Below are 14,455 nucleotides of genomic sequence, written 5' to 3' on the forward strand. Positions count from 1 at the left end.
ATATGTCAAATCGGGATCGACAGCAACCGCAACCGTTCATCCAGATCTCGGACGTTCTTGTTGTCCTCCCACGGGCGAAGCTGAGCGCGGACCTGTCGTATCGAGTGCAGAAGTCTGGCGGAACTGTGTCTCACGGTGATTTGAGCAGCGGCATCGATCGCTGCCGACGCCTCCGGGATCTCTCGCTTCTGGATCAGCGCGGTAGCGTATTCGAGATACAGGATTCCACGTTCACGGTTCCAGCTCGGATCCGCTCTGGCCAGGGTCTTTTGGGCTAAAGGTATCGCCCGATCAGGTTGCTTGAGCTCTACCAGACAGAACACGGTATGACGGGCGATGCGCTCCGGGTTGACCCAGAAAAGGTGACGAAGGTCAGATCCGTTGCGCTTGTCGCCTGCCAGATCGATGGCACGATCGAGGAAGCGAAGACCCCCCTCATCGCGCCTCACTCCGGCGGAAATCCGGGCCGTCATGAGCGAGACGGCCGACTGCTGCAGACGGTTGCCACTGTTCTTCGCCCACCCTTCTGCGGCGAAGGAGTGGTCCATCGCGACAGTGGGCTTCCCCTGATAGAGAGCCATATTGGCTGACAAGCTGTGAAGATGGGCGAGAAGCGCGGGAGCACGCAACTCATGAGCTACCGCCAGCCCTTCCTCATACCGCTGGGCGGCACCTTGGTAGTCCATGAGATCGTAGTGGGCCCATCCGGCGAGGTGGGAGAGGCTCCAGTAGACGCGAAGAAGACGATCGCGTGAGGCGGGCCCGAGGGAGCCCTGCTTGAGTAGATCCTGGACCAGGGCGCGTTTCGCGTCGGCTACCGGAATGATCAGCCGAGGCCCCATCGTCTCGTCCATCCCCCAGAGACGAGTCGTGAGATTTTCCAGCACGTCGATGGTGGCCGCGTCGATCGGGTGTTGGTGCCGAGCGGCGACGGCCAGGCGTTCCCGTTCCGGCGGGGTGAGGTGGCGCAGCAGGCCCAGGGCCGGTGTTCCGCCCAGGAGCAGGGCGAGTTCGAAGAGCAGTTCGCGGCGTTTCACGTCGGCCTCCTCTGCGCCGACCGCGCGCAGCAGGTCGGCACAGCGGGTGGGCGCGGGCGCGGGAACGAGTGGGGGAAGTGCCTTCGTTCCCTTGGTGCCCGAGATGGCCGGTGCGGACACCTCGCGGCGGTAGTGCGCGTCGAGATGACGGTGATCCGTCTGGTCGATCAGGTCACGGTCACGTACCCCGTAGGAGGCATAGACCTCGTCGGCGACCAGGCGGCGGGCGGTGGTCTGGTAGATGCGGGCGAAGATGGCGATCGCCCCGGCGCCGGGACGCCGCCCGGCCTGTGGCCAGGCTTCGTAGTCGTAGAAGCGCGCGGCGCGCAGGGTCGCGGTGCCCGCAGGGTCGAGGTCGTTGTAGGCGGCCACCACGTCGCCCGCCGTGCGACCGTGGGCGTAGCGGTACAGGCGCAACGGGCTGACCTGGTGATCGAGGGCGAACACCCCGGCGATCTGGTCGAACGTGAGGCGGCAGGCCCGCAGCGCCTCGCTGCGCCGCCTGCATCCCAGCAGGATCCGGTATCCCTCTCCGGGCATCCTCGACTCCCTTCCCCGAACACACACGGATCGTATGTCTGCGGTCACGGAGAATGACAGTCCGCGAGGGAAGTGGGGATCCTCGACCGTTGGATGCGGCGTTCTCGCAGGTCAGCGCCACTGTGCGCGGAGTATCCGATCGACGGTGTCCCGGAGGGCTACCGCATGGGAGCACCGGGCCACTGTTCTGCTGACGATTTTCCCCTGACCAGGAGAGCAGGAGAGCGCGCATGACCACTGCCCACGACGGCGTGGCCCCGGAACTCATCGAGGCGATGGTACGGCTCAGCCCGGGCGGCATGACCTGGCGGCGGACCTTCCGCGGTCATCCCTACCAGGTTCCCGAGGCTCGACGCTTCGTCCGGTTTCTCCTGGCCGACTCCCCGTTCGGCCAGGACGCGGAGCAGGTCGTCACCGAGCTCGCCGCCAACGCGATCCGCCATACCGCGAGCGGGCGACCGTACGGCACGTTCGTCGTCGAGGTCGTCCGCAGGCCCGAGGTCACCCGCGTGACGGTCTACGACTCCGGCCAGGGCTCCGTCCCCACTCTCCTCCACCCCACCCTTCTCCGCGAGGGCGGCCGAGGTCTTCCCCTGGTCGTCGCCCTCGCCTCCCGGGTCGGCTGCCAGGGCACCCGGTCCCACGGCCACGCCGTCTGGGCCCAGTTCACCGGCGAGAGGCAACCCACGTCCCCCGAGTGCTCATGACGAGCGGGCCGTCATGAGCACTCGGGCCTGCTCGGACTTCGGATCTTCAGCTGGTCGGAGGTTCCGGATCCACAGGGCGGGCCGCGCGGACGGAATTCCGCCGGCTGGCTCTCCGGCGTCTTGTCGAAAACGGCCCGACAAGGAAGGGACGCGGATGTGCCTGCGGTGCCACGACGCCGAGCGTGGGCTGGGCGCGCGAGCTCAGCCGGCGTGCAGCCTGGTGATGAGCTCGTGCGCGACGTCCATGAACTGATCGCGCGAGGACGTCGTCGTCTGCAGGTCGACGAATGCCTCGTGGGCACCGGCCTGGGCGAGGGTCAGCAGGTAGTCACCGATCTGCCGCACGGTTCCGACGTGCGGTACCTGGTCGTCGGGCGCGGGAGAATCGGTGATCTTCGGATTGACGCGCACCACCATTCGCAGGGCCGACGGGTCCCGGTCGACGCGTGCCGCGGTCTGCAGCGCCATATCCCACAGGGAGGTCAGGTAGGGCATGGGTATCGCCGCGCTCAGCCAGCCGTCGGCTCGCCTGCCGATCCTCTCCATGGACGAGGGCGTGTAACCGGCGAGCAGGACCGGAGGGCGCGGCCGCTGGAAGGGCTTGAGGTCGATGTGCGACGGCGGCACGGTCCACAGCGCACCCTTGTGCTCGACGACCTCACTGCTCCAGGCGGCCTCCATCACGTCGAGCGTCTCTTCGAGCCGGTCTCCCCTCCCCTGCCAGGGCACCCCGGTCGCGGTGTATTCGTCACGCAGCCATCCGAGACCGATGCCGACGTCCAGCCGTCCGTGGCTGAGCAGGTCGAGCGAGGTCAGCATGCGGGCGAGCAGGACCGGCGGTTGCCACAGCGCGTTGAGCGTGCTGGTTCCCAGCCGGACCTCCCGAGTGCTGACGGCGGCGAGTGTCAACGCGGTCAGCGGGTCGAAGAACGTCGCGAAGGCCGGAGGGATCTCGCCGTCTCCTCCCGGGTAGGGGTCGCTGGGTTCGAGCGGCAACATGATCCGATCACCCGCCCACAGGCTGCTGTAACCCATGGCCTCCAGATCCGCGCTGGCCTGCCGGATGAAATCCGGGTCGGCGAAGGCGCCGTACTGCGGGACTGTATATCCGATCTGCATGAGCTGCTCCTTGATACTTCGCCATGGAAAGCCGGGAGGAACTGAGGCGCATATTGCGTACGCGTCTCGATACCCGGACGCTCCCGGCCTAACGTCCAGGGAGACGTTAGGCGACACCCCTTGGACATGATTTGCAATCGGGTTGGAGTGTGGCCTCCGGGCCCTAAAAGCCCACTTAAGACCTTGATGTGATGTCCCCTCGGGGCAGCACGGCCGGGGCGTCCCTTGGCCTTCTGGTGGCCCGTCACGCAACCTTGGTTGGGTAACCGGTCCAGCTACGGATGGGTGAGCCGGCGGCGAAGTTCGTCTTGGGCTGGGCTCGGGCGTTGCGCCGGCGCACGTAGGTACCGATCGCCGCGTTCTGCTGCCGGCCGGTCAGGACCGGGCAGGAGTGACCGGCGGAGCTGCGGGCTCAGCTCCTGAAGTAGTGTCCCGCGTTCAGATCGGCGATGAGCCCGGGTAGGCCGGGACGCCAGTCCAGCAGCTTCCGGGTCAGGGCGGAGGAGGCCGGCATGTCCAGCGTGACGAAGGAGGCCAGCCAGCCGAAGTGCTCGCCCGCCTCCCGCGCGGGGATCGCGGTCACCGGCACGCCGAGCCGGCGCCCGATGACGCCGGCGACGTCGCGTACCGGCACACCCTCCTCGGCGACGGCGTGCAGCCGCGCGCCCGCGGGAGCCTCCTCCAGGGCCAGCCGGTACAGGTGAGCGGCGTCCAGCCGGTGCACGCTCGGCCACCGGGGGTCGCCGTCGCTCACGTACGCGGAGACGCCCTTCGCGCGGGCGATGCCGATCGCGACCGCGACGAACCCCGGGTCACCCTCTCCATGCACCAGCGGCAGCCGCACTACCGAGACCCGCACTTCGCGCTCCGCGAACGACAGCGCCACCTGCTCGGCCGCCCCTCGGGGCGAATGCGTACCCGGTTCGTCCTTCTCGGTGCCGACGCGGCCGGGCGGGAGCAGGCCGGTGCCCGAGGTGACCACGAGCGGCCGGCCGGACCCCGCCAACGCCTCGCCGAGCGCCGCGATGGCTCGCCGGTCGGTCTGGTTGGCGGCTTCGAAGTTCGCGAAGTCGTGCACGAAGGCCAGGTGGATGATGCCGTCGGCGGCGGCGGCCCCGTCGCGCAGGCCGGCGAGGTCGTCGAGCGAGCCGGGGTGGGGCTTGGCTCCGGCGGCCCTCAACGCGGCGGCGGCCTCATCCGTACGGGCCAGACCGGTCACCTGATGTCCGGCCTCGATGAGCTCACGTACGACGGCGGACCCCACGAAACCCGTGGCGCCGGTGACGAAAACACGCATGATGATCTCCTTCTTCAGCGGTGTTCCCATCGTCGGAGCCGGTGCCGTGCGGCGTCCAAAGCCTGTCGCTCATCGGGCGATACGTTTCAGGCATCACCGCAGTAGGCTGCGGGCATGCCCCAGTCGCCCGATCTCGATCTGCGGCTCGTGCGCTACTTCACGGCCGTCGCCGAGCACCGGCACTTCGGCCGCGCCGCCGAGGCCCTGCACATCACCCAGCCGTCGCTGAGCCGGCAGATCCGCGCCCTTGAGCGGCAACTGGGCGCCCTCCTGCTCGACCGAACCCCGCAGGGCACGCGACTCACCGAGGCCGGCGAGGTCTTCCTGCCCCGCGCGAAGACGCTGCTGCACGCGGCCGCCCAGGCGGCGGCGCAGGCCCGCGCCGCCGCTCGGCCCAGCCGGATCACCATCGGGTACACGATGGGCCTCATCGTCACGCCGGCCGTGCGCGAGCTGCGCCGCCTGCATCCGGATGCCGACGTACGCACCTCACACGTGGCCTGGAACGAGCCGCGCCCCGCTCTGCTCGACTACCGTGTGGACGCGGTGGTGACCCGGCTGCCGTTGGCGACCGACGGGCTCGACGTGACGATCCTGTACGGCGAGCCGCGCGTGCTGCTGCTCTCGCGCGACCACCGCCTGGCGGGCAGGGGATCCGTGACGCTCGCCGACATCGCCGACGAGCCGTTGCCCCGACTGGCCGACCCGGACCCGGCCTGGGAGGCGTACTGGCGCATCGATCCCAGGCCCGACGGCCGCCCGGCCCCCGACGGCCCCGTCATCACCGACATCGAGGACAAGTCCGAGCTGATCGCCGCCGGGGAGGTGGTGGCCATCATAGGCGGCCCGCCCCTTGTCAACCTCCGCCCGGACATCACCTCGATCCCTCTGGAGGGCGTCGAGCCGAGCCACGTCGTGCTGGCGACCCGGGCCGGCGACCGCAACCGCCTGGTGTCGTCGTTCCGCAAATCCGCCAGGGCGCTGCTCACCGGTTCGCGGGCAACCCTGAGGTCGTCGGAGGCGGCGGGTGATCCGGCGGGTGAATGACGTACGTCACGCCGCCGCTGCCACTACAAGCGCAGATCCCAACCATGATCCCGAAGTGTCACCGAAGTACTAGACGGAGGTGAAACCAAGCGCCGCGGCGGCCTCGCTCTGCGCGGTGTCACGACTGGCGAAGCCGAGTTTGTCCCCCGGCTCCTCCAGAAGCGGCACGGCCGCCAGCTCCGCGATGGCGAGATGCATGGCGTCGAGCGCACGAAGGGCGTGGGTGTGGACGATCTCCACCGCCCGGCGTTCCACGGCGTCACGGGGAGCGCTCAGCAACGTGACCGGGCCGTCCTCTCCAAGGTCCGCCGCCAGTACGGCAAGCCTGGTGTCCAGTTCCAGCAGCCGCCTGGCGCGAGAGGCGCGGACCAGCACCCCGGTCACCTCCACCACGGTCAAGGTGCTCGTGACGAGGAGGTGTTCGGGGTCTTCGAGAAGGTCCCTGGCCCGGTCGTGACCGGGTTCGTCGCGGAGGTAGGCGCAGGCCAGGACCGAGGAATCGACGTAGGTGAGCACGAGGTCAGCGGCCTTCCGCCCAGAGGTCGTCGAGGACCGGTCCCGCGCCCTCGGTGGCCGCGAGCGCACGCTCCCGGTCGGCTTCGATCACCGGAGGGGAGGGGGGTCGCTCGGCGAGCACTCCGAGCCTTCGCGCTCGGGCGCGAAGCTCCGCCCGGGCGTCCAGCGCCTCGTCGGAGACGCCGTGGGCGAGGATCTCCCCGGCGGTCGCGTTGATGGATCGGCCGGTGCGGCGGGCCCTTCGCGTTATGCGGCGATGAAGATCGTCATCGATACGGAGAAGGAGTTGCTTCATTCATCGACGATATCAATTAAAGCCTTGAAAGTGATATCACTCGCCGTCGAGGGACGCGCTTTCGCGGCCGTGACCCGGTATCCCGCCGGGCGGGACAACGGCCGGGAACACGAACGGCCCCCGCGAAGGAGTTCGCGGGGGCCGTCTTGGAACGTGCGGGTCAGAGACCGGCGGCGGAGCGCAGGGCGTCGGCGCGGTCGGTGGACTCCCAGGAGAAGCCCTCGCGGCCGAAGTGACCGTACGCGGAGGTGCCCGAGTAGATCGGGCGGAGCAGGTCGAGGTCGCGGATGATCGCGGCCGGACGCAGGTCGAAGACCTCGAGCACGGCCTGCTGGATCTTCTCGACGTCGGTCTTCTCGGTGCCGAAGGTCTCGATGAACACGCCGACCGGGTGTGCCTTGCCGATGGCGTAGGCGACCTGGACCTCGGCGCGGTCGGCGAGACCGGCGGCCACGATGTTCTTCGCGACCCAGCGCATGGCGTAGGCGGCCGAGCGGTCGACCTTGGACGGGTCCTTGCCGGAGAAGGCGCCGCCACCGTGGCGGGACATGCCGCCGTAGGTGTCAACGATGATCTTGCGGCCGGTCAGGCCGGCGTCGCCCATGGGGCCGCCGATCTCGAAGCGGCCGGTCGGGTTGACCAGGAGGCGGTAACCCTCGGTGGCGATCTCCAGGCCGGCGAGGACCGGGTCGACCACGTGCTCCTTGATGTCGGGAGCGAGCATCTCCTTGAGGTCGATCTCGGCCGCGTGCTGGGTGGAGACCACCACGGTGTCGAGCCGGACGGGCGTGTCGCCCTCGTACTCGACGGTGACCTGGGTCTTGCCGTCGGGGCGCAGGTAGGGCACCGTGCCGTCCTTGCGGACCTGCGACAGACGCTCGGCGAGACGGTGCGCCAGCAGGATCGGCAGCGGCATCAGCTCGGGGGTCTCGCGGCAGGCGTAGCCGAACATGAGCCCCTGGTCACCGGCACCCTGGCGGTCGAGGTCGTCGCCGGCCTCGCCCTCACGGTTCTCGTAGGCGTCGTCGACGCCCTGCGCGATGTCGGGCGACTGCGCGCCGATGGACACCGACACGCCACAGGAGGCGCCGTCGAAGCCCTTGTGCGAGGCGTCGTAACCGATATCGAGGATCTTCTCCCGGATGAGGCCGGGGATGTCGACGTAGGTCTCCGTCGTCACCTCTCCGGCGACGTGGACCTGACCGGTGGTGATCAGCGTCTCGACCGCGACACGGCTCTTGGGGTCACCCTTGAGCATGGCGTCGAGAATCGCGTCACTGATCTGGTCGGCGATCTTGTCCGGGTGGCCTTCTGTGACCGACTCGGAGGTGAAAAGGCGACGGGACAAGTCAGTGGCTCCTCATGCAGCGGCTGCTGGCGTTTGGGGGCTCTGGCGTCGGCGGACACCAGTAGCGCTCCGGCGAATTCTAGCCCCACCCGATGTGGAGCCGCGAAATCGTCTCAGATCGTGTCACCTTAAAGTCTCGGCTCGCATACGGGAAAGAGCCCCGTCCCGTGCGGAGCTGGGCTCGAAACGTCCGCGACCGGCACATGGGATGCGCTCGACCGCAACACAACGACGAAGTACCCCAAAGCCCGCTCTTACTCATAAATCGGGCAACGGATCGGGAGGGAGCGTCTCGGGGGCGAAGACCTCGGCGTCGGCAGCGGCGATCACCGCGGCGTACTCCTCGTCGATCTCGAACACCATCCCGCCGAGCTCGATCGCCGCGCCCATGGAGAGCTCCAGCGGGCCGAGCCGGGTGCGACGGGAGTGAGTGGCGTACACCGAGGTCGGCGCGTCACGATCGAAGAACTTGGTGGAGATCACGCAGATGGTGCGATCGGTGACCACGATGAGGAAGGTCGCCATGCACGGATTTCCCACCGACAGCGCCGGCAGGACGTAGTGGATCTCCTCACCCGGGGGAAGCAACGCCCGGCATCGAGCCCTCACGGCGGCGGCGACCGGCATGATCGAAACCCCTCCCAGGCGCGACATCGCAGGTCATCTCGGACGAAGTATCCGCCGGGAGGTGGCCTACGGCAAGGGGTCAGGCCAGGCGCGCGGTGACAAGATGACCGCCCGGTCTCGGTCCGCGTCCGAGGCGCGGATCAGGCCAGGCGTGCGGCGACGAGATCCCAGACCGTGTCGGCGAGGGACTCCTTGGGCCCGCGCGGGATGTCGACCCGCTCCCCGTCCGCGGCCAGGACCACGGCCGCGTTGTCGGGCGTGCCGAAGGCGAGGCCGTCACCGACCTGGTTGACGACGAGGAGATCGCAGCCCTTACGGGCGAGCTTGGCCCGTCCGTTGGCGAGAACGTCGTCGGTCTCGGCCGCGAATCCCACGATCACCTGCGGGCACGGCTTGAGACCCTCGCGGCGCCGCTCCCCCAACTCCGCCAGGATGTCGGGATTTTTCACGAGATGGATGGCATCAGGCTCGTCGGCGGTCTTCTTGATCTTCGATCCGCTCCGCGCCGAGGGCCGGAAGTCGGCGACGGCGGCGGCCATCACCACGGCGTCGGCTCCCTCCACCGCCTCCAGCACGGCGTCACGCAGCTCCAGGGCCGACTCGACCCGGACGACCCTGACTCCCGCCGGATCGGGCAGGGCGACGTTGGCGGCCACCAGGGTGACCTCGGCCCCCCGGGCGACGGCCGTGCGGGCCAGCGCGTAACCCTGCAGACCCGAGGAGCGGTTGCCGATGAAACGGACCGGGTCGATCGCCTCGCGGGTGCCCCCGGCGGAGATCACCAGACGGCGACCGGCGAGGTCGGCCGGACGCCCGGCGATGACGCGGCGGCAGACCTCGAAGATCTCCTTCGGGTCCGGCAGCCGGCCGGGGCCGGTGTCGGCGCCGGTCAGGCGGCCCACGGCGGGATCGACGACGATCGAGCCGCGCTCGCGAAGCGTGGCCACGTTGGCGCGGGTCGCGGGGTGCTCCCACATCTCGGTGTGCATCGCGGGGGCGAACACCACCGGGCAGCGCGCGGTGAGCAGGGTGTTGGTCAGCAGGTCGCCGGCCAGCCCGTGGGCGGCCTTGGCGAGCACGTCGGCGGTGGCCGGCGCGACGACCACCAGGTCGGCGCCCTGCCCGATGCGGACGTGCGGAACCTCGTGCACGGACTCCCAGACATCGGTCGTGACCGGGTTGCCGGACAGCGCGGCCCAGGTCGGCTCGCCGACGAAGCGGAGAGCCTCCCTGGTCGGGACGACGCGCACGTCGTGGCCCGACTCGGTGAACAGGCGCAGCAGCTCACACGCCTTGTAGGCGGCGATGCCCGCGCTCACGCCGAGGACGACCCTGGGCCTGTCAGGAGACCCGGCTTCTTCGGGGGTCCGCATCGAGGTGGCTTCAGCCCTCGATCGGCTCGGAGGTGAGCAGGCCCTCGCTGACCTCGCGCAGCGCGATGGACAGCGGCTTCTCCTGCGCGTGGGTCTCGACGAGCGGGCCGACGTACTCGAGCAGGCCCTCGCCGAGCTGTGAGTAGTAGGCGTTGATCTGACGCGCCCGCTTGGAGCCGAAGATCACGAGACTGTACTTGCTGTCGACGATGTCGAGCAGGGCGTCGATCGACGGGTTGGTGATGCCTTCGGAGTAGGCGGCGCTGGTTGCCACGTGTGATTTCCCCTAGCTAGGTGAACGTCCGAGGTGCGAATCCTCGGGAGCATCAGCCAACAAGGCTATCAGCCGATGGCATACGTCCTGGACGGACGTGTTGACGAGTGTCAGGTCGAACTCCTGCTCCGCCGCCATCTCGATCCGGCCGGCCGCCAGGCGGCGGGCGATGACGTCCTCGGGCTCGGTACCCCTGCCACGCAGGCGCTTCTCCAGCTCGCCCCACGTCGGGGGGGCCAGGAAGACGAGCAGGGCCTCGGGCATGGTCGCGCGGACCTGCCTGGCGCCCTGGAGGTCGATCTCCAGCAGCGTGGGCACCCCGGCCTCAAGCTTCTCGATCACGGGGCCGCGCGGGGTTCCGTACCGGTTACCGGCGAACTCGGCCCATTCCAGCAGCTCGCCCGAGGCGGCGAGGCGGTCGAACTCCTCGTCGTCGGCGAAGAAGTATTCGACGCCGTGGGTCTCCCCCGGACGGGGCTTCCTGGTGGTCACCGAGACCGACAGCCACACCTGTGGGTGTGCCCGCCGAAGCTCGGCGACGACCGTGGACTTGCCGACGCCCGACGGCCCGGACAGGACCGTCAGGCGCTTACCTGCCGGGAGCCCGGGGAAGGCTCGCGCCCTCTCCGGACCTACGGCCGGGGATGTGGAGCGACCGGCCCCGCCCTCGGCGGTTGCCTCCGGAGTCCGACTCTCGTCGGACCACGACGTTGCGGTCACTCCAAACCCCCCGTGATGCCGTCCCCCATGCGGGGCGAGCGTGGTCGTATGAACCGAGATTAGCTCTCGGCCCCGCCGAACTCACGCTCGAGCGAAGCTCGCTGGTTCGTACCCAGACCCCGCACACGGCGGGACTCTGCGATGCCGAGCTTTTCCATGAGCTGCTTGGCGCGGACCTTGCCCACGCCGGGAAGCGACTCCAGAAGAGCCGAAACCTTCATCTTGCCGATGACGTCGTCGGCCTGCCCGTCTTTGAGCACCTCAGCCAGAGAGACCGCACCGTGCTTCAGGCGGTTCTTCACCTCGGCACGCTCTCGGCGGGCCTTGGCAGCCTTCTCTAGGGCTGCGGCGCGCTGCTCAGGGGTAAGGGGAGGAAGAGCCACGCCGGGTCACCTCGAATTTCCTGTCGATGTACTCGGACGGGATGGGAAACTAGCTGGTCATGGCGCTTCAAGCAACGTCAAGGCCACTTTATCCCCCTAGAAAATCTACTTCGTGACTTTGTGTGCGCGCCATGTCGCTTTCCGTCAACAAAACTGCTCTCATCGCCGAGTTTTCAGGGGTTGTCTCACCCGCGACGCCCGACGGTCTCCCACGCCTCCCGACACGCGAAACCGGCTGGTTTCCCGCATCGCCTCGCGCGCGGAGCCGGGTGGTTTCCGGCGTTACCCCACCCGCGACGTCCGGGGTCCGCGGACCCCGTCCGCGGCCCTCGGCGGTCTCAAACCGCACCCGCGACACCCGACGGAATCCAAACCTTCATCCGCGACGCCCGGCGCTCCTCGAACCCGACCGCGACCCCGGCCGGCCTTCCGAACCACCTCACCCCCGAACGCCCGAACGGATCCCGGGCCGTCCTCACCCGCGAACGCCCGACGGAATCCGGGCCACCTCACCCGCGAACGCCGGACGGATCCCGGGCCGTCCTCACCCACGAGACCCACGAGCGCCCGACGGAATCCCGGCCGTATCCCGGCCGTCCTCAGGCGCGCTGCCCCGTGGCGGCCGAAACCCGCCGCAGGGCGGCGGCGAGGCCCGCGGCCGTCGCGCCCGGGTCGGCGGAGCCGGTGATCGGGCGGCCGATCACGAGGAGGTCGGCCCCGTCTGCCAGAGCCTGCTCGGGAGTGGCCACTCTCGCCTGGTCCTGGCTCGCGGCGCCCGCGGGGCGGACGCCGGGGGTGATGAGGGTGATGTCGGGTCCGACCTCGGCGCGCACCGCGGCGACCTCGCGCGGCGAGCAGACGAGGGCCTGGGCGCCCGCGGCGACGGCCAGCGCCGACAGACGGCGCACCGCGTCCTCTGAGGGGCCCCTGACACCCATCAGGTCCAGGTCGGCCTCCGAGAGCGAGGTGAGCAGCGTCACCGCCGCGATCTGGGTGTGGGGCATCGCCTCCACGGCTGCCCGGATCATCGCGGGGCCGCCGGCGGCGTGGACGGTCAGGATGGCGGGCTTGAGCCTGGCGACGGCCCTCGCGGCGCCCGCGACGGTGTTGGGGATGTCGTGGAGCTTCAGGTCGAGGAAGACCCGCACTCCGCTCGCCCCACGGACGGAGGCGATCACGTCGGGGCCGTAGCGGAGATAGAGCTCCAGACCGACCTTGACGGTGGTGACGTGCGGGGTCACCATGCTCGCCCAGTGGGCCGCGGTCTCAAGGTCTGGCGCGTCCAGGGCGACGGCGATGGGTGCGGGCGTCACAGGGAACTCTCCTCAAGATCAATCCGGTGCCGGGTGGACGCCCCCGGCGGGCGGTGGGCCAGTCCGACCGCGTCGGCCAGCCGGTGGAACCCCCGGGCCGCCAGAAGCTCCTCCAGCTCGCGGAGGATGCGCAGGCAGGCGTAGGGGTCGTGGAACAGCGCCGTCCCCACGGCGACGACACAGGCGCCCGCGAGGATGAGTTCGAAGGCGTCCCTGCCGGTGAGCACGCCGCCCATGCCGATGATGGGCACGCTGGGCAGGGCCGCGTGGACCTGCCACACGCAGCGTACGGCCAGCGGACGGATGGCCGGTCCCGACAGACCACCGGTGACCGCCGCGAGCGTGGGGCGCATCGCCTCGGTGTCGATGCTCATGCCGAGCGGGTTGTTGATCATCGAGAGCGCGTCGGCGCCGCCGTCCACGCACGCGCGCGCGACGCTCACGATGTCCATGACGTCCGGGGAGAGCTTGGCCACCACGGGCACGTCGTACCGCATCACCGAGCGCACCGAGGCGATCACCTCCGCGGAGGCGGCGCCGTCGCGGGCGAAGACCCGGCCGCGATCCTCGATGTTGGGGCACGACAGGTTGACCTCCACGGCGGTGACGCCGGGCGCGTCGGTGAGCCTGCGGGCCAGCGCGGTGTACTCGGCCACGGTGCCGCCGCCGATGGACACCACGGTCCGTACGCCCCGCTGCGACAGCCAGGGCAGCTCACGCTCCAGGAAGGCGTCCACGCCCGGTCCCTGGAGCCCGACGGCGTTGAGCATGCCCGAGGGCGTCTCGGCCATCCTCGGGGTCGGGCGGCCCGCCCTGGGGGCCATCGTGATCGACCGGGTGGTCAGCGCGCCGATCCTGGCCAGGTCGAAGAACTGGGCGAGCTCGGAGCCGGACGCCGCGCACCCGGCGGCCGTGGTGACGGGGTTGACCAGCTCCACGTGCCCCAGGTACGTCCGCATGTCAACCGGCATGCCGCGTTCCCCCACCGGGTGCTCCCAGCGCGTCGAACGGGATCGTGCCGACATCGTCGAAGCGGACGCGCTCGCCCCTGAAGACCGGTCCTTCGACGCACGAGCGCACCATCCGGGTTACCCCGTCGTCCCCGATCACCGGCAGCACGCACGTCATGCACACGCCGATCCCGCACGCCATGCCCTCCTCGACGGCCACCTGGACGGGGATGTCGAACTCGACCGCCACCGCGGTGACGCCGCGCAGCACCGGCATCGGGCCGCAGGCGTAGACGGCGTCGGCCCGCACGTCGGCGATCACCCCCGGCAGCACGTCGGTCACCCGGCCGCGCATGCCCAGGGAGCCGTCCTCGGTGGTGAGCGTGGTGGTCTCCCCCATCCTCCTGGCGCGCAGGGCGCCGAACACCCGGTCGGCGGAGACCGCGCCGAGGACGAAGTCGACGCGGCAGCCGCGCCCCTGGAGGGCGTCGGCCACGGTGAACAGCGTCGCCGCACCGTGCTCGGCACCGACCAGGACGCAGGTCACCGGGTCCCTGGGCAGCGGGAACGGGCGGCCGAGCGGGCCCACCAGGTCGAGGGTGTCGCGGGCGCGGCGCTCGGCGAGCCAGGCCGTGCCGGAGCCGCGCACGGAGAAGACGAACTCGACCGTACCCCCGTAGTCGGGCTTGACGTCGTGGACGAAGAAGGCACGACGCGTCAGCATCGACGTCCGGGCACCGCCGACGGCCACCCCGACGAAGTGGCCGGGCCGGAAGCGCTCGGCGATGCCGGGCGCCACGACGGTCAGCGCATGGTAGGCGTCGACGCGGCGCGTCGTCAGCACCGTGCCGGTCACCTGTACCGGGGTAACAGGCGTCTCCCTCACCTCCGCTAAGGCACCGGCCCGCT

The 14,455-nt window shown here is 69.8% G+C and carries 16 protein-coding genes; 2 read left to right on the plus strand and 14 right to left on the minus strand.

Going from position 1 to position 14,455, the window contains the following annotated elements; genetic code table 11:
* Nucleotides 1-5 precede the first annotated feature (5 nt).
* Nucleotides 6-1,577 carry a hypothetical protein gene (locus ACFY3D_RS01635; protein WP_389973516.1) on the minus strand — a complete coding sequence of 524 codons (1,572 nt, stop codon included), beginning with the start codon at nucleotides 1,575-1,577 and terminating at the stop codon, nucleotides 6-8.
* A gap of 230 nt (nucleotides 1,578-1,807) precedes the next feature.
* On the opposite strand from ACFY3D_RS01635, the gene ACFY3D_RS01640 reads away from it, so the two are divergent.
* Nucleotides 1,808-2,284, plus strand: coding sequence for an ATP-binding protein (locus tag ACFY3D_RS01640; protein ID WP_389973519.1), 477 nt, complete (start codon nucleotides 1,808-1,810; stop codon nucleotides 2,282-2,284).
* A gap of 201 nt (nucleotides 2,285-2,485) precedes the next feature.
* Here ACFY3D_RS01640 and ACFY3D_RS01645 read toward each other — a convergent pair whose 3' ends face one another.
* Together ACFY3D_RS01645 and ACFY3D_RS01650 are read right to left on the minus strand one after the other, a co-directional pair.
* Complete coding sequence (locus ACFY3D_RS01645) at nucleotides 2,486-3,403, minus strand: TIGR03619 family F420-dependent LLM class oxidoreductase (RefSeq protein WP_389973522.1); 918 nt, start codon at nucleotides 3,401-3,403, stop codon at nucleotides 2,486-2,488.
* Between the two features lie 412 nt (nucleotides 3,404-3,815).
* Nucleotides 3,816-4,700, minus strand: coding sequence for an SDR family oxidoreductase (locus ACFY3D_RS01650; RefSeq protein WP_389973525.1), 885 nt, complete (start codon nucleotides 4,698-4,700; stop codon nucleotides 3,816-3,818).
* A gap of 114 nt (nucleotides 4,701-4,814) precedes the next feature.
* Here ACFY3D_RS01650 and ACFY3D_RS01655 point away from each other — a divergent pair, with 114 nt between their 5' ends.
* A complete protein-coding gene (locus ACFY3D_RS01655; protein ID WP_389973528.1) occupies nucleotides 4,815-5,747 on the plus strand; it encodes a LysR family transcriptional regulator in 933 nt (310 codons plus the stop codon).
* A 69-nt stretch (nucleotides 5,748-5,816) separates the two neighbouring features.
* On the opposite strand, the gene ACFY3D_RS01660 is transcribed toward ACFY3D_RS01655, so the two are convergent.
* From ACFY3D_RS01660 to ACFY3D_RS01710, 11 genes are all read right to left on the minus strand, one after another.
* Entirely contained in the window at nucleotides 5,817-6,263 is a 447-nt protein-coding gene (locus ACFY3D_RS01660; RefSeq protein ID WP_389973531.1) for a type II toxin-antitoxin system VapC family toxin, read from the minus strand.
* 4 nt (nucleotides 6,264-6,267) lie between these two features.
* Nucleotides 6,268-6,558 carry a hypothetical protein gene (locus ACFY3D_RS01665; RefSeq protein WP_389973534.1) on the minus strand — a complete coding sequence of 97 codons (291 nt, stop codon included), beginning with the start codon at nucleotides 6,556-6,558 and terminating at the stop codon, nucleotides 6,268-6,270.
* Nucleotides 6,559-6,718: 160 nt separating this feature from the next.
* A complete protein-coding gene (gene metK, locus ACFY3D_RS01670) occupies nucleotides 6,719-7,906 on the minus strand; it encodes a methionine adenosyltransferase (protein WP_389973537.1) in 1,188 nt (395 codons plus the stop codon).
* Between the two features lie 258 nt (nucleotides 7,907-8,164).
* Nucleotides 8,165-8,560 (minus strand): hypothetical protein, encoded by a 396-nt coding sequence (locus ACFY3D_RS01675; protein ID WP_362895560.1) that lies wholly within the window; start codon nucleotides 8,558-8,560, stop codon nucleotides 8,165-8,167.
* A 113-nt stretch (nucleotides 8,561-8,673) separates the two neighbouring features.
* Nucleotides 8,674-9,906 carry a bifunctional phosphopantothenoylcysteine decarboxylase/phosphopantothenate--cysteine ligase CoaBC gene (coaBC, locus tag ACFY3D_RS01680; protein WP_389973540.1) on the minus strand — a complete coding sequence of 411 codons (1,233 nt, stop codon included), beginning with the start codon at nucleotides 9,904-9,906 and terminating at the stop codon, nucleotides 8,674-8,676.
* 10 nt (nucleotides 9,907-9,916) lie between these two features.
* Nucleotides 9,917-10,180: a DNA-directed RNA polymerase subunit omega gene (rpoZ, locus tag ACFY3D_RS01685; RefSeq protein ID WP_030909981.1), complete on the minus strand. Its 264-nt coding sequence runs from the start codon at nucleotides 10,178-10,180 to the stop codon at nucleotides 9,917-9,919.
* Between the two features lie 12 nt (nucleotides 10,181-10,192).
* Nucleotides 10,193-10,765, minus strand: coding sequence for a guanylate kinase (gmk, locus tag ACFY3D_RS01690; protein ID WP_350948144.1), 573 nt, complete (start codon nucleotides 10,763-10,765; stop codon nucleotides 10,193-10,195).
* 194 nt (nucleotides 10,766-10,959) lie between these two features.
* Complete coding sequence (gene mihF, locus ACFY3D_RS01695; RefSeq protein ID WP_350948044.1) at nucleotides 10,960-11,283, minus strand: integration host factor, actinobacterial type; 324 nt, start codon at nucleotides 11,281-11,283, stop codon at nucleotides 10,960-10,962.
* 599 nt (nucleotides 11,284-11,882) lie between these two features.
* Complete coding sequence (gene pyrF, locus ACFY3D_RS01700) at nucleotides 11,883-12,596, minus strand: orotidine-5'-phosphate decarboxylase (RefSeq protein WP_389973543.1); 714 nt, start codon at nucleotides 12,594-12,596, stop codon at nucleotides 11,883-11,885.
* Nucleotides 12,593-13,567, minus strand: coding sequence for a dihydroorotate dehydrogenase (locus tag ACFY3D_RS01705; protein WP_350948042.1), 975 nt, complete (start codon nucleotides 13,565-13,567; stop codon nucleotides 12,593-12,595). Before ACFY3D_RS01705 ends, pyrF begins: the two co-directional genes overlap by 4 nt.
* Complete coding sequence (locus ACFY3D_RS01710; protein WP_389973546.1) at nucleotides 13,557-14,432, minus strand: dihydroorotate dehydrogenase electron transfer subunit; 876 nt, start codon at nucleotides 14,430-14,432, stop codon at nucleotides 13,557-13,559. The genes ACFY3D_RS01705 and ACFY3D_RS01710 overlap by 11 nt, the downstream gene beginning before the upstream one ends.
* Nucleotides 14,433-14,455: the final 23 nt, after the last annotated feature.

Source organism: Streptosporangium sp. NPDC000509 (assembly GCF_042898365.1).
GTDB lineage: Bacteria > Actinomycetota > Actinomycetes > Streptosporangiales > Streptosporangiaceae > Streptosporangium.

Bases quoted from the DNA above. Each gene is read 5' to 3' on its own strand.
- ACFY3D_RS01650 (WP_389973525.1), bottom strand. From the start codon at position 4,700: ATGCGTGTTTTCGTCACCGGCGCCACGGGTTTCGTGGGGTCCGCCGTC.
- ACFY3D_RS01640 (WP_389973519.1), top strand. From the start codon at position 1,808: ATGACCACTGCCCACGACGGCGTGGCCCCGGAACTCATCGAGGCGATG.
- ACFY3D_RS01705 (WP_350948042.1), bottom strand. From the start codon at position 13,567: ATGCCGGTTGACATGCGGACGTACCTGGGGCACGTGGAGCTGGTCAAC.
- ACFY3D_RS01675 (WP_362895560.1), bottom strand. From the start codon at position 8,560: ATGTCGCGCCTGGGAGGGGTTTCGATCATGCCGGTCGCCGCCGCCGTG.
- ACFY3D_RS01635 (WP_389973516.1), bottom strand. From the start codon at position 1,577: ATGCCCGGAGAGGGATACCGGATCCTGCTGGGATGCAGGCGGCGCAGC.
- ACFY3D_RS01645 (WP_389973522.1), bottom strand. From the start codon at position 3,403: ATGCAGATCGGATATACAGTCCCGCAGTACGGCGCCTTCGCCGACCCG.
- ACFY3D_RS01665 (WP_389973534.1), bottom strand. From the start codon at position 6,558: ATGAAGCAACTCCTTCTCCGTATCGATGACGATCTTCATCGCCGCATA.
- ACFY3D_RS01655 (WP_389973528.1), top strand. From the start codon at position 4,815: ATGCCCCAGTCGCCCGATCTCGATCTGCGGCTCGTGCGCTACTTCACG.
- coaBC (WP_389973540.1), bottom strand. From the start codon at position 9,906: ATGCGGACCCCCGAAGAAGCCGGGTCTCCTGACAGGCCCAGGGTCGTC.